General features: G+C 68.2%; 12 protein-coding genes and 1 tRNA gene. 9 read left to right on the top strand and 4 right to left on the bottom strand.

The annotated features are described in order from the left end of the window. Positions 1–122: 122 nt before the first annotated feature. Positions 123–827 carry a DUF2520 domain-containing protein gene (locus tag ASF80_RS08645; RefSeq protein ID WP_056309881.1) on the top strand — a complete coding sequence of 235 codons (705 nt, stop codon included), beginning with the start codon at positions 123–125 and terminating at the stop codon, positions 825–827. A 70-nt stretch (positions 828–897) separates the two neighbouring features. Here the strand turns inward: ASF80_RS08645 and ASF80_RS08640 are convergent, their stop codons facing one another. Beyond that, complete coding sequence (locus ASF80_RS08640; protein ID WP_056309879.1) at positions 898–2709, bottom strand: DUF2207 domain-containing protein; 1812 nt, start codon at positions 2707–2709, stop codon at positions 898–900. An 81-nt stretch (positions 2710–2790) separates the two neighbouring features. Here ASF80_RS08640 and lysS point away from each other — a divergent pair, with 81 nt between their 5' ends. After that, the gene (gene lysS, locus ASF80_RS08635) at positions 2791–4317 is read left to right on the top strand and encodes a lysine--tRNA ligase (RefSeq protein WP_056309877.1); all 1527 of its coding nucleotides are present in this window, start codon (positions 2791–2793) and stop codon (positions 4315–4317) included. On the opposite strand, the gene ASF80_RS08630 is transcribed toward lysS, so the two are convergent. Then, a complete protein-coding gene (locus ASF80_RS08630) occupies positions 4310–5428 on the bottom strand; it encodes a DUF4192 family protein (protein ID WP_056309875.1) in 1119 nt (372 codons plus the stop codon). The two genes, lysS and ASF80_RS08630, sit on opposite strands and share 8 nt — an antisense overlap. 112 nt (positions 5429–5540) lie before the next feature. On the opposite strand from ASF80_RS08630, the gene ASF80_RS19095 reads away from it, so the two are divergent. The 3 genes from ASF80_RS19095 to ASF80_RS08620 all read left to right on the top strand — a co-directional run bounded on the left by ASF80_RS19095 (position 5541) and on the right by ASF80_RS08620 (position 8057). After that, the gene (locus ASF80_RS19095; protein WP_164481682.1) at positions 5541–5714 is read left to right on the top strand and encodes a hypothetical protein; all 174 of its coding nucleotides are present in this window, start codon (positions 5541–5543) and stop codon (positions 5712–5714) included. 97 nt (positions 5715–5811) lie between these two features. Next, positions 5812–7272: a cardiolipin synthase gene (cls, locus tag ASF80_RS08625; RefSeq protein WP_056309873.1), complete on the top strand. Its 1461-nt coding sequence runs from the start codon at positions 5812–5814 to the stop codon at positions 7270–7272. A 59-nt stretch (positions 7273–7331) separates the two neighbouring features. Continuing rightward, a complete protein-coding gene (locus ASF80_RS08620) occupies positions 7332–8057 on the top strand; it encodes a hypothetical protein (RefSeq protein WP_056309871.1) in 726 nt (241 codons plus the stop codon). A gap of 25 nt (positions 8058–8082) precedes the next feature. Here ASF80_RS08620 and ASF80_RS08615 read toward each other — a convergent pair whose 3' ends face one another. Continuing rightward, complete coding sequence (locus ASF80_RS08615) at positions 8083–9081, bottom strand: diacylglycerol/lipid kinase family protein (protein ID WP_056309869.1); 999 nt, start codon at positions 9079–9081, stop codon at positions 8083–8085. A gap of 75 nt (positions 9082–9156) precedes the next feature. On the opposite strand from ASF80_RS08615, the gene serS reads away from it, so the two are divergent. The 4 genes from serS to ASF80_RS08595 all read left to right on the top strand — a co-directional run bounded on the left by serS (position 9157) and on the right by ASF80_RS08595 (position 12686). Beyond that, a complete protein-coding gene (gene serS, locus ASF80_RS08610; protein WP_056309867.1) occupies positions 9157–10440 on the top strand; it encodes a serine--tRNA ligase in 1284 nt (427 codons plus the stop codon). After that, a complete protein-coding gene (locus tag ASF80_RS08605; protein WP_056309865.1) occupies positions 10437–11258 on the top strand; it encodes an HAD family hydrolase in 822 nt (273 codons plus the stop codon). Before serS ends, ASF80_RS08605 begins: the two co-directional genes overlap by 4 nt. 42 nt (positions 11259–11300) lie before the next feature. After that, positions 11301–11385, top strand: a tRNA-Ser gene (locus ASF80_RS08600). A 53-nt stretch (positions 11386–11438) separates the two neighbouring features. Next, positions 11439–12686: an LCP family protein gene (locus tag ASF80_RS08595; protein ID WP_056309863.1), complete on the top strand. Its 1248-nt coding sequence runs from the start codon at positions 11439–11441 to the stop codon at positions 12684–12686. A gap of 62 nt (positions 12687–12748) precedes the next feature. Here the strand turns inward: ASF80_RS08595 and ASF80_RS08590 are convergent, their stop codons facing one another. After that, positions 12749–13360: a TetR/AcrR family transcriptional regulator gene (locus tag ASF80_RS08590; RefSeq protein ID WP_056309860.1), complete on the bottom strand. Its 612-nt coding sequence runs from the start codon at positions 13358–13360 to the stop codon at positions 12749–12751. Between the last annotated feature and the right edge of the window lie 10 nt (positions 13361–13370).

The raw sequence follows: 13370 nt of genomic DNA, 5'->3' as shown, positions 1-13370 counted from the left end.
GCCGGTCACGCCGCCTCCGCCGTATGTTCCACCGGGGGCTGCGCCTGTGGCTCCGCCTGCCGCTCCTCCCGCTCCGCCGGTGGCTCCGCCGGCTTCTCCGCCCGTGCCTCCGGCGCCGACCGGTGAGTGATCCGTCGCGCCGCGACGGGCGCCTCGGAGTCGGCATCATCGGTGCGGGACGAGTGGGTCCGGTCATCGGTGCGGCGCTCGCCGGTGCCGGTCACGCGATCACGGGAATCACGAGCGGCTCGGATGACGATCGGGCGTCCGCCGTGCTGCCCGACGTGCCGATCCTCGACGCGCTCGAAGTGGTGCGGCGCAGCGAGCTCGTCGTCATCGCCGTTCCACACGACCAGCTGCCGGCTCTGATCGCGGGCATCGCCGAAGTGGGCGGCTGGCAGCTCGGACAGCTCGTGCTGCACACCGATCCCGGGTACGGCATCGATGTGCTGCGACCCGCGGCCGAGAGCGGTGCGATCCCGCTCGCCGTCCACCCGGCCATCACGTTCACCGGCACGACGATCGACCTCCGTCAGCTGCAGGCGAGCTACGCCGCGGTCACGGCGCCGGCTGCGGTGCTCCCGATCGCCCAGGCGCTGGCGGTGGAGATGGGATGCGAGCCCGTGGTCATCGCGGAAGCCGACAGGGCGGCGTACGCGGACGTGATCCAGGCGGCGACCGAGTTCTCGCGGTCGATCATCGTGCAGTCGACCACGCGCCTCGGCGAGATCGGAATCGAGAACCCGGGCGGGTATCTGTCTGCGCTGGTGCAGTCGACCGTCGAACGGGCGCTTCGGGACGCGTCCGGCCCGTCGCCTCTGATCTGACGCCAGAAGCTCGCCGCGGTCAGAATCCCACTGAGGTCAGCGGCCCACCGAGGTCAGAGGCTCGCCGAGGTCAGCGGCCTCCCGAGAAGCCGCCTCCGCCGCCACCGCCCGAGAAGCCGCCTCCGAACGAGCCGCCGGAACTCGACGAGCTGCTCGCGCTCGGGGCCGAGTAGCTCGCGGACGCGTTCGACGAGGCTGCGAACGCGACCAGCTGCCCACTCACGAAGGGAGCGCCGGGATCGCCGATCCACGAGGCCCCGCGCTGTTCCGAGGTGTAGGCGCTTTCGAGCACCCGACCCCATTCGGCCTCCATGCCGAACAGCATCGCGTAGGGGAGAAGGCGTTCGTAGACGACGATCACGTTCGCGCTGCCGTCCTGACGGCGCTCGGCTCCCGAGTACGACTGGAGCATCTGCAGTCGGTCGGCCTCGGCCACGCGGATGAACTCCTTCACCCCCATGAGGTACTCGTATTCCCGGGCTCCCTCGGGGGTCAGGACAGTGTGCTTCGAGAAGCTGTAGAGCGAGGACAGCAGCACGAGGAACAGGCCGAAGGCGATGGCCACGAATGCGGGCAACGCCGTGACCCTGCCCGCGATGATGCCCCAGAGGCCGAGACCGAAGCCCACGACCGCGACCGCGATCGCACACCACTGCAGGATCATCGCGCCGCGGCTGCGCGCCTTCGTCATCAGACCCCGCGACACCGCCGCGTCGGCGCCGCTCTTCACCAGGGTCGTCATGCGTGCGGCGAAGTCCTCGCTCGAGCTCGGGAGCTCGGCGACACCGTCGGCGTCGGCATCCGTGAACAGCGCATCGAGCGCCTCGACGTCGAGCTGGTCGGGGATACGGCCTCCGGGGAGGCGTCGGAGCCGAGGCTCCTCGGTCTCGGCGCCCTCCTCGATGCGCAACGTGCCGCGCACCGCGAGATGGACGATCTCGGCGGGGATCGCACCCTTCGCCCCCGGCACGATCGCCGCGGCGAGCAGCGGCGGCATCGAATCCGGAACGTCGTACTGGGCCACGATGATGCCGGTGGATGTGCGGCGGGACCGTCTGAACGATGACACGGCGAACCAGCCGCCGACCGAGAGCCCGAGTCCGCCGAGCGCTGCGATCGCGGGCACGGTGTCGGTCACCGGATCGGGCTGGCGAGCCGCGGGCTGCGCGGCCGTGCCCGAGTCGAAGCCGACGGCGAGGGTCACGCCTTCGCCCGGGGACAGCTCGTTCGCCTCGACGTGGAACTCCGAGCCGTCCGATGACGTGGTGAGGGGGCATTCGCTCGTCGAGCCCGCGTATCCGGCGTAGCAGCGTGCGTCGCCGGTCATGCGCTCGGTCATCTCGTCGTCGAACACCACATCGGCACGGAACTCTTCGATGAGCTGCGTGCTGTCGAGGGGGAGGAGATCCCAGTAGAACTCATCCACGCCCGTGTCGGCCGCCAGGATGACGTCGCGCATCTCATACTCGATCACGTAGGTCGTGAGCCCCTGCACGTAGTCGTCGTCGCCCGTGAGGACATAGAGCAGACCATCCTCTTCATCGGTCTCATACGGCACATCTGTGCCGGTCTCATCGGTCACGGACAGCACCTGGAGCTCGAGCCAGGCGTTCTCGTAGCTCGTGGGCAGCCCGCGCACGATGCCCTTGTTCTGGTCGGAGTCCGGGAATCTCGCCGTCAGCGACTCGGTCACGTGCATGCGCGAGCGGCCCTCGTCGTCGAGGCTCACCTCGAACCGTGCGTCCCATGAGGCATAGGAGAAGTCATCGACGTCAGTATCGATGTCGGCGCTCGCCGCGGTCGCGGAGGCGGCCGGTACCAGCAGGGCCGTGGCGGCAAGACCGACCGTGACGAGAGCGGGGGCGAGTCTGTTGGCTGCCATGCTTCGAGGCTACCCAGACTCGACCGCGGGGTGAGGGACGCGACCTCGGTAAACTGGAGACGACTTTCAAGGAGCCCCCGAATGACTGACGCGTCTGCCGCGCCCGAGACGGCCACCGCCGCCACCGAAGAAGACGTCCACGAGCAGAAGGCCGTGCGTCTCGCGAAGCGCGAGCGCCTGGTCGCGAATCGGGCGGATGCCGCGGGCGGGGCCTTCCCCGTCAGCGTCCCGGTGACGCACCAGATCCCCGCTCTGCGCGCGGAGTACGACGATCTCGAGGCAGGCGCCGAGACCGGCGTCGTCGTCGGCGTCGCCGGCCGCGTCGTGTTCAGCCGCAACACGGGCAAGCTCTGCTTCGCCACGCTGCAGGCGGGAGACGGATCGCGTATCCAGGCGATGATCTCGCTCGCCAACGTCGGCGAGGAGTCGCTCGCCGACTGGAAGGAGTACGTCGACCTCGGCGATCACGTTTTCGTGCACGGCGAGGTCATCTCCAGCCGTCGTGGCGAGCTGTCGATCATGGCCGACGGATGGACGATCGCCTCGAAGGCGATCCTGCCTCTCCCGAACGCCTACTCGGAGCTCAGCGAGGAGGGCCGAGTCCGCAGCCGCTACCTCGACCTCATCGTCCGCGAGCAGGCGCGCACCACCGTCCGTGCCCGTGCCGCGGTCAACGCCAGCCTGCGCGCGACGTTCGGCAGCCATGACTACCTCGAGGTCGAGACGCCGATGCTGCAGGTGCAGCACGGCGGAGCGTCTGCGCGTCCGTTCGTGACGCACTCCAACGCGTTCGACACCGAGCTGTACCTGCGCATCGCTCCGGAGCTCTACCTGAAGCGTGCGGTGGTCGGCGGCATCGAGCGGGTCTACGAGATCAACCGCAACTTCCGCAACGAAGGTGCCGACTCCACTCACAGCCCCGAGTTCGCCATGCTCGAGGCCTACCAGGCCTACGGCGACTACAACCAGATGGCCGCACTCACGCAGGAGCTCGTGCAGCAGGCGGCGGTCGCGGTGTCCGGTTCGACCACAGTGACCTGGGCCGACGGCACCGAGTACGACCTCGGCGGCGAGTGGGACCGCATCTCGATGTACGAATCGCTGTCGGCGGCGTCCGGCCGCACGGTCACCCCGAGCGATCCTGTCGAGGACCTCATCGCCTTCGCCGAGGCCAACGACGTGGATCTCCCCGCTCAGGCGACGCACGGCAAGCTCGTCGAAGAGCTGTGGGAGCACTTCGTGAAGGGCGACCTCGTGCGCCCCACCTTCGTGATGGACTTCCCGGTCGACACGTCCCCTCTGGTGCGCGAGCACCGGTCGATCGCCGGCGTGGTCGAGAAGTGGGACCTGTACATCCGCGGCTTCGAGCTGGCGACCGGGTACTCCGAGCTCGTCGACCCGGTCATCCAGCGCGAGCGGTTCGTCGAGCAGGCGAAGCTCGCCGCGCGTGGTGACGTCGAGGCCATGCCGGTCGACGAGGAGTTCCTGCGGGCTCTCGAGCACGGCATGCCGCCGTCCGGGGGCATGGGCATGGGCATCGATCGCCTGCTGATGGCGATCACCGGGCTCGGCATCCGCGAGACCATCCTGTTCCCGCTCGTCAAGTAACGGGCGTCGCACCACGTCGGAACGCCCACTCCGGCAGCATCGCGGCACTGATCATCGTTTCGAGCAGGGCTGCGAGGCCGTACTCGGGGTCGATCTCGCGGACGAGGTCGAGGTAGTGAGCCGCATGGCTCGCTCGGCCGAGCGCCCAGGAGAGCCACGCGGCGGCGGTGAGGGGCCCGAGCCGACACGCGCGTGGCGCGTGGGCGGCCGCGGCACGCACCAGGGTGAGCGCACCCCGGAGCCGTTCGGGGTCGGGCGTGGGCCCTCGACCGAGGAAGACGTCGCCCAAATCGTCGGGCACGGTCGACCTCGTGTCGGCGAACGCGAGCTGTGCTCTGAGCGTGCGCGCGCCGCCCGGAGCATCGGTGGCCCACTGCGTCAGGGCGACGTCGCGGAAGAGCGGACGATCGAGGCACCAGAGCAGCGCCGCCGTCGCGAACGGCGGGAGATCGTCCGGTGAGGCGAGCACCGCCTCGAAGAACGCAGGGACATCCTCGAGGAGCACGAGGGCCGCGAGCGCCTGAGGGTTCTCGACACCTCTCAGCTCGCCCGTCCTGCTGCGCTCGAGCAGTTCCGTGATGTCTCGCAGCGCTCGTGCCACGCGTTCCTTCGCAGCGAGATCGACGCTCGGGAGAGATGCTCCCGCCAGCTGATCGCCCGACACGTCTCCGACTCCCGGCACCTCGGGCACCGCATGAGCGAGCGACCGGAGCTCGGGCTCGCCGTCGAGGTAGCTCGACCAGCCGTCGGCGGTGACGCAGAGCGCGTCGACGATGCGGAGACCCGCGTCCTCCGCACGCCCGAGGACTTCGTCGACCTCGACGGCGAACGGCAGGACGAGTCCGTCGCGCGTCGAGTGCACCCCGTCGTCGGTGTAGACGACCACCGCGACGGCATCCGTCCTGTCGACCCTGGACACGAGTCCGACAGCCGCATCCGCGTAGTCCCGGAGATCGACCTCGTCTGTCGGGAGGTCGAGTCGCATGGCCCCGCAGGTGCGGGAGCCGTGGAAGGGCAGCAGCACGAGGCTCTCCGTGGGAGTGAAGCCTGCAAGGGACGGGACGATGCTGAGGAACTCAGCGGAGCCGGAGGCTCGGAGCACTGTTGTCATGCTGTGAGTGTCATCGCGTCGTCGGCGCCGCGGGTCGAGTCCACAGCCGCTGCCGCCCTACTCTCCTGGGCTGTCGAATGTGGAGGAGCAGTCGGTCGCGTACCATGGAGTCATGGAGAACTTCTGGCTCGCAGCCGCATGGTCGATCATCCCGACCATCGGAGTGAGCGTCGTGTTCTTCTTCGTTCTCCGGGGGATCCTGCGCTTCGATCGCACCGAGCGCAAGGTGCATGCGCGCATCGAGGCAGAGGAGCGCGCCGCGCGCGGTCTGCCGCCGCGTTCCTGAGCGACGTCCGACCCATCGGCTACTGTGTAGCCAGTGCACCTCTCAGGTGCCCACTGAGGCGCACCGTCGAAGTGCCGACCGGCCGAGAGGACGAGGGATGACGCCCGAGACCTGGGCCTGGTGGATCACGGCGTTCCTGCTCGCCCTCGACCTGGCGATCCGCATCACCGCGATCATCATCATCCCGCGCAACCGGCGTCCCACCGCGGCGATGGCCTGGCTGCTCGCGGTGTTCTTCATCCCGTTCGTGGGCGTGTTCCTCTTCCTGCTCATCGGAAACCCGCGCCTTCCGCGGGCGCGCCGCCGCAAGCAGGATCAGATCAACGAGTACATCGCCGAGACGAGCGAGCACCTGCACTTCGGCACCCTGCGCCCGAACGCTCCGAGCTGGTTCCCCCCGCTCGTCGAGATGAACCATCGGCTGGGTGCTCTGCCCATCTCCGGAGACAACGGAGCGCACCTGATCTCCGGATATCAGGACTCGCTCGATGCGATGGCCGACGAGATCCGCAAGGCCGAGGACTACGTCCACGTCGAGTTCTACATCCTGCAGTCCGACGCGTCGACCGACAACTTCTTCCGCGCGATGGAAGAGGTCGCCGCGCGCGGGGTGCACGTCCGGGTGCTCCTGGACCACTGGGCGAACCGGTGGAAACCGAAGTACCGGCAGACGATCGCTCGACTGAACCGGATGGGCGCGAACTGGCACCTGATGCTCCCGGTGCAGCCGCTCAAGGGCCGCATGCAGCGTCCCGACCTGCGCAACCACCGCAAGCTCGTCGTCGTCGACGGCAAGGTCGCGTTCCTCGGTTCGCAGAACGTCACGGACTCGACGTACAACCTCCCGAAGAACATCAAGCGCGGCCTGCACTGGGTCGACCTCATGGTGCGCATCGACGGCCCCGTCGTCCTCAGCGTCAACGCGATCTTCCTCAGCGACTGGTACAGCGAGACCGACGAGGTGCTGCAGGAGATCGACATCTCGCATGCCGAAGCGGGTTCGGGAGACCTCGACTGCCAGGTCGTGCCATCGGGCCCCGGGTTCGAGGTCGAGAACAACCTGCGTCTCTTCCTCGGGCTGCTGTATGCGGCCAAGGACAAGATCATGATCGTCAGCCCCTACTTCGTCCCCGACGAGGCGCTGCTGCTGGCGGTGACCGCGGCGGTCGACCGTGGCGTCGTGGTCGAGCTGTTCGTCTCGGAAGAGGGCGACCAGGCCATGGTCTACCACGCGCAGCGCAGCTACTACGAGGTGCTGCTGAAGGCCGGCGTCCGCATCTGGATGTACCGCAAGCCCTACATCCTGCACACCAAGAGCCTCACGATCGATGATCAGGTCGCGGTGATCGGGTCGAGCAACATGGATATGCGCTCGTTCGGTCTCAACCTCGAGGTGTCGATGCTGGTGCGCGGCGAGGAGTTCGTGGCCGAGATGCGCGAGGTCGAAGACAGCTACCGCTCGCTCAGCCGCGAACTCACTCTGGAGGAGTGGATGCAGCAGCCGCTGCGCTCGACCGTCCTCGACAATCTCGCGCGACTCACCTCTGCGTTGCAGTAGCCCGCCGATCCGCCCGGATGGGGTGCCCGCCGATCATGTCGGCCGCTACCCTGTTGTGCATGGCCACCCCCACACGCCTCATCGCCGCCCTGTCCGCCCTCGCCGCAGTCGCGCTGATCGCCGGATGCGCGTCGACTCCCGGTGCAGACGCACCCACGAACGCGCCGTCGACCTCGCCCTCGGCGGGGAGTGACGACGACTTCGACGACATCGAGGGCGCACTGCTCGATGACGGCCGGATGTTCGCGGTCGTGACCTGGGGATCATCGACCTGCGTTCCGCAGGTCGACCAGGTGTCGGCTGAGGGCCAGACGGTGTCGGTCGAGTTGGTCGACGCTGACGCTGACGCCGTGTGCACGGCAGACATGGTGCAGCGCGCGAGCGTCGGAGCGCTTCCCGACGGCGTGGACCCGACGCAGGAGATCACGCTGCAGGTCGCATACGGCGATGTGGCCGACGACGTCGACCTCGACGGAGACCCGTCCTTCTCCGGCACGCCGGGGTCGTCGACCGAGTACACGCCGAGTGCCGGATGGATCGGCGACGGCTCGCTCGTGCTGCTCACCTGGGGCTCCTCGAGCTGCGCTCCCGTGGTCGAGGGCGTCGAGGGCTCCGGCGCGACGGGAACAGCCACATTCGTGACCGATGACACCCAGGTGTGCACGATGGACATGGCGCCTCGGGCGACGCTCATCGCCTTCGGCGACGACGCCGTGGATGACGACGCCTTCACCCTCACGCTGGTCGGTGGCGGGCTCGACGGCACGGTCGAGGTCCGCGGCTGATCTGACGATCTGACCTCTCCGCGGATCAGAGCCCGGAGACCGGGTGATCCGCGGGGAGAGCCAGCAGCAACGCCCCCGGATCCACCCGGCAGGTGATGCGCACGGCGGTGCCGAACTCGTCACCGTCGAGTTCGATCGGGGTGGGTGAGCTCGCAGCCGCCTCCGCGACACCTCCGCGGAAGTAGTGCACCGACGCATCCCGGCCCCGGCGTTCGAGCACGCGGCGACCTGCGCGCGAGCGGCGGAGGACCGAGTTGTCCCACCAGATCTTGCGCCACACGCCCAGCCATCCCAGCACGCCGGTGGGCTGGATCACCGCGACATCGAGGATGGCGTCGGTGACGGAGGCGTCGGGGATCAGCGCGATGCCCGCGGGGAGCAGGCCGCAGTTCGCGAAGAGGATGCTGTGCACCTTCGTCGAGTGCAGGCGTCCGTCGTCGATCTGGAACACCGCGCGGAACGGCTCGGCCGTCACGAGAGACCTCGCGGCCCCGTCGACGTAGGCGATCCACCCGACCGATTTCTTGAGGTCCGGTCGCGTGTTCGCGATCATGTCGGCATCCAGCCCGACTCCGGCGAGGACGACGTAGGCATGCTCCTCGTGCTCGCCGTTCTCGCGGGTGAGTCGCGCCCACCCGATGTCGATCGCATGACGGAAGTCGCCCAGCGCCGCACGGATCATCTCGTCGGGGTTGCCGAGCGGAAGCCCGACGTTGCGCGCGAGGAGATTGCCCGTGCCGCTCGGCAGGATCGCGAGAGGCACCCCGCTGTTCGCGATGGCCTCGGAGACCGCGCGCACGGTGCCGTCGCCGCCGGCGACCAGGACGACGTCGACATCGCGGGCGAGCGCCTGAGCGGTCGCTTTCTGCCCGGGATCCTCGATCGTGGTCGGATAGAACGCCGGATGCTCCCAGCCGGCCTCGCGCGACAGCGCGCGGACCCTGGCACGCAGGTGCTTCTCGTCGACCTTGATCGGGTTGTACACGAGCGCCGCCTGTCGCCGGGCGGGGGCGCTCATCATCATGGCGCTACTCTAGCCCCGGCATCCGCCCCGCCCCTTCGCGGAGGACTCGCCCGGCCCGCACCATAGACTTGGTGGATGATCGACCTCGCACTCCTCCGCGACAATCCGGAGATCGTCCGCCGCTCTCAGGCCGCCCGTGGCAATGACCAGGGCACCGTCGACATCGCGCTCGAGGCCGATCGATCGCGTCGCGCAGCCCTCGCCGCTTTCGAAGAGCTGCGCGCCGAGCAGAACGCGTTCGGCAAGCAGGTCGCGAAGGCGCCCAAGGAGGAGAAGGCTGCGCTCGTCGCGCAGGTCAAGGATCTCTCAGAGCGCGTCAAGCAGGCGCAGCAGAGCGCGAACGAGGCGTCGGATGCGGCATCCGCCGCTCTCGCTCGCATCGAGAACGTCGTCGTCGACGGCGTGCCTGCCGGAGGCGAGGCCGACTTCGTCGAGCTCCGCCGCGTCGGAGAGGTTCCCGCGTTCGACTTCGAGCCCCGCGACCACCTGGAGCTCGGCGAGATCCTCGGCGCGATCGACATGGAGCGCGGCGCCAAGGTCTCGGGTGCGCGCTTCTACTTCCTCCGCGGCATCGGCGCTCGTCTCGAGATCGCGCTCATGAACCTCGCGCTCGACAAGGCGCTGCAGAACGGCTTCGTGCCGCTGATCACCCCCACGCTGGTGCGCCCCGAGATCATGCAGGGAACCGGATTCCTCGGCGAGCACGCCGACGAGGTCTACCACCTCGACAAGGACGACGACCTGTACCTCGTCGGCACCAGCGAGGTCGCCCTCGCCGGTTACCACAAGGACGAGATCCTCGACCTCGGCAAGGGCGCGCTGCGCTATGCCGGCTGGTCGACCTGCTACCGACGCGAGGCGGGCTCGCACGGCAAGGACACCCGCGGCATCATCCGCGTGCACCAGTTCAACAAGCTCGAGATGTTCGTCTACACGAACCCCGACGATGCCGAGGCGGAGCACCTGCGCCTCGTCGCGCTGCAGGAGGAGATGCTGACCTCGCTCGGCCTCGCCTATCGGGTGATCGACGTCGCCGCAGGCGACCTCGGATCGAGCGCCGCGCGCAAGTACGACATCGAGGCCTGGGTTCCGACGCAGGGTGCCTTCCGCGAGCTGACGTCGACCTCGAACTGCACCACGTACCAGGCCCGTCGCCTCGACATCCGCCATCGTCCGGAGGCTCAGGACGGTCAGACGGCGAAGACCCAGCCCGTCGCCACGCTCAACGGCACTCTCGCCACCACCCGCTGGATCGTCGCGCTGCTCGAGACGCATCAGCAGGCCGACGGCTCGGTTCGTGTCCCCGAGGTGCTGCGCCCCTACCTGGGCGGCCTCGAAGTGCTGGAGCCTGAGGCGTGACGGCTCCCTGGCTCGTCGGCCTCGACGTCGACGGCACGATCATCCTGCAGGACGAGTCGATGAGCCCCGGCGTGCCCGAGGCGGTCGCGCGGTTGCGGGATGCCGGTCACGAGGTGACCATCGCGACGGGGCGCAGCTGGATGGCCACACGTCGCTATGTCGAGATGCTCGGTCTGACGGCGGAGTTCGTCGTCTGCTCGAACGGGGCCGTGACGATGCGGCGCGTCGGTGACGAGTGGGAGCGGTGGCACATCGAGGTCTTCGACCCCGCGCCTGTTCTCGCGCTGCTGCGAGAGCGGCTGCCGGAAGCGCGGTACATGGTGGAGCTCGGATCGGGCCAGCGGCTCTACACCGAGCACATGGACGACTGGACGCTCGACGCAGGCCGCCAGGTGGGCTTCGAGGAACTCGCAGCCGAGCCGGTCTCGCGAGTCGTGGTCGTCTCTCCGGGGCACGACGAAGACGACTTCCATCGACTCGTCTCGGACGCAGGCCTCAACGAGGTCTCGTACGCGATCGGCTGGACGGCCTGGCTCGACATCGCTCCTCAGGGCGTCGACAAGGGCACGGCGCTGGAGCGCGTGCGCACCGAGCTCGGATTCGAGCGCGGTCATGTTCTCGTCGCGGGTGACGGCCGCAACGACATCGGGATGTTCGGCTGGGCGCTCGGTCTCGACGGTCGTGCGGTGGCGATGGGACAGGCGCCCGACGAGGTGAAGGATGCCGCCGGTGAGGTGACCGCCGATGTCGAGGATGGCGGTCTGGCGGCGGCGCTGAACACGCTTCCAGCACCTGCCCAGGTCAGCGCGGGAGAATAGAACTCGGCTAGACTCACGGCTTGTCGGCAGATTCGTCTGTCGGGAGGGTTGTCCGAGCGGCCGATGGAGCTGGTCTTGAAAACCAGTGGGCAGAGATGTCTCGTGGGTTCGAATCCCACACCCTCCGCTTTACAGGGAACGGTGTATCCCCGCACCGCACGCTGAACCGAAAGGCCCCGAGTGAGTCCGAACACCCGACGCCGTCGCACCATCGCGCGACACGGTCAGCTGCGCACTCCCGGCCCCCTGAACCAGCTCTTGAAGTTCATCGCGATCGGCCTCGCCGTGGTGCTCGTCAGTGGTGCGAGTGTGGCGGCGTACGTGTTCTACGACCTCTCCAGCACGGTGACCGCGAATGCGGTCGAGCTCGAGACCAAGACCGAGCTCCCGCCGGACATCGGCGAATACAAGGAGGGGTTCAACCTCCTGCTCACCGGCGTGGACACGTGTGAAGAGGCGTACGCGGCCTACTTCGGCGAACGATGCAGCGGCTCGGACGCCGAGGGCACCCTGAACGACGTGAACCTGCTCGTCCACGTCTCGCAGGAGCCGCGCCGGATCACCGTCGTCAGCTTCCCCCGCGACCTGTTGCTGTCGATCCCCGAGTGCGAGGATGCCGAGGGCGACGTCCACTCCGCGATGAGCAAGCAGCCTCTGAACGTCGCGTACACCGACGGCGGACTCAACTGCGTCGCGAAGACCATCACCGAGCTCACCGGCCAGGAGATCCAGTTCGCGGCTTCCGTGACGTTCGGCGGTGTGATCGAGATCACCAACGCGATCGGCGGCGTCGACGTGTGCCTCGCGACCCCGATCAAGGACCGCTACACCGGACTCGACATGACTGCGGGAACGCACACCGTGCAGGGCCTCGAAGCTCTGCAGTTCCTGCGCACACGCCACGGCGTCGGCGACGGCAGCGACCTCGGCCGCATCGGCAACCAGCAGCAGTACATGTCGAGCCTCGTGCGCAAGCTGATCAGCAGTGAGACCCTCGGCAACGTGCCGATGATGTTGAAGCTCGCGAACACCGGGCTCAGCAACGTCGAGGCGAGCACGTCCCTCGCCGATCCGATGAAGATCGTGCAGATCGCCCTCGCCGTGAAGTCCGTGCCGTTCGAGGACATCGTGTTCCTGCAGTACCCGACGGGTACCGACTCGGCCAACCCGAACAAGGTCGTGGCGAACAAGACGGCCGCCCAGGCCATGTGGGACGCGATCAACGCGAACGCGCAGCTGCAGGTGACGCACGAGAACACCGCGAACGACGGCGTCGTCGTGACCGATCCTGTTCCTGCGGCTCCCACGGACGCGGAGGCGGCGACGCCGGATCCTGCGGCGACACCCGACAACGTGGTGGCTCTGCCCGACTCGATCAAGGGCAACTCGGCCGCACAGCAGACCTGCTCGAACGGAAACGTCCGCTGATCCGCGAGATCGCTTGGTGAGAGCCGCCCCTCCCTTCCACCGGGAGAGGGCGGTTCTCGCGTTCAGGCCTCGGGTGTCGGCCCCCGCGGCGCCGTCGCCTCGGCGGTCGGTGGGTACAGCACGTCCATCAGTGCCTCGATGATTCCGGGCATGTCGACGGACGGGTCGATCATCCACTGCAGCTGGAGTCCGTCGGAGACGGCCTGGATCACTCTGGCCATGGTGTCGGGGTCGAGCGTCGCGCGGCGAGCGGCATCGTGCTCGAACGCGACCGCGATGCTCTCCCGCAGACGTTCGCTGCGATCGAGGAAGTACCGGTGGGCGGGATGCTCGGGGTCGACGGCATCGACCGAGAGGCGCGAGAACAGCTCGACCACACCGGGGACCTCGGTATTGCGGCGGATCACGTCGACGAAGGCGGCCTTGGCATCGGCGGGATCCGGCGGCTGCGGGGCCTTGAGATCGTGCTCGTCGCGGGTGCGGAGCACCTCCGTGAACAGCTCCTCCTTGCTCCCGAAGTAGTGCAGGAGGGCTGCCGGGGTGACTCCGACGACCTCGGCGATCTGCTTCAGCGAGGCGTTCTGGTAGCCCTTTCGTCCGATCACATCGAGCGCGCTCTCGAGGATCTCTCCGCGTCGTGCGACGCCCTTCGCGTATGAACCTCGTCGTGCCATCTCTCGAGAG

Origin of the sequence: Microbacterium sp. Leaf159 (assembly GCF_001423615.1) — a bacterium.
Classification (GTDB): Bacteria; Actinomycetota; Actinomycetes; order Actinomycetales; family Microbacteriaceae; genus Microbacterium.
Note: the sequence above shows the minus strand (reverse complement) of the source record. Positions and strands in the feature narration are given on the sequence as shown.

Bases quoted from the DNA above. Each gene is read 5' to 3' on its own strand.
- ASF80_RS08640 (WP_056309879.1), bottom strand. From the start codon at position 2,709: ATGGCAGCCAACAGACTCGCCCCCGCTCTCGTCACGGTCGGTCTTGCC.
- lysS (WP_056309877.1), top strand. From the start codon at position 2,791: ATGACTGACGCGTCTGCCGCGCCCGAGACGGCCACCGCCGCCACCGAA.
- ASF80_RS08630 (WP_056309875.1), bottom strand. From the start codon at position 5,428: ATGACAACAGTGCTCCGAGCCTCCGGCTCCGCTGAGTTCCTCAGCATC.
- ASF80_RS19095 (WP_164481682.1), top strand. From the start codon at position 5,541: ATGGAGAACTTCTGGCTCGCAGCCGCATGGTCGATCATCCCGACCATC.
- cls (WP_056309873.1), top strand. From the start codon at position 5,812: ATGACGCCCGAGACCTGGGCCTGGTGGATCACGGCGTTCCTGCTCGCC.
- ASF80_RS08620 (WP_056309871.1), top strand. From the start codon at position 7,332: ATGGCCACCCCCACACGCCTCATCGCCGCCCTGTCCGCCCTCGCCGCA.
- ASF80_RS08615 (WP_056309869.1), bottom strand. From the start codon at position 9,081: ATGATGATGAGCGCCCCCGCCCGGCGACAGGCGGCGCTCGTGTACAAC.
- serS (WP_056309867.1), top strand. From the start codon at position 9,157: ATGATCGACCTCGCACTCCTCCGCGACAATCCGGAGATCGTCCGCCGC.
- ASF80_RS08590 (WP_056309860.1), bottom strand. From the start codon at position 13,360: ATGGCACGACGAGGTTCATACGCGAAGGGCGTCGCACGACGCGGAGAG.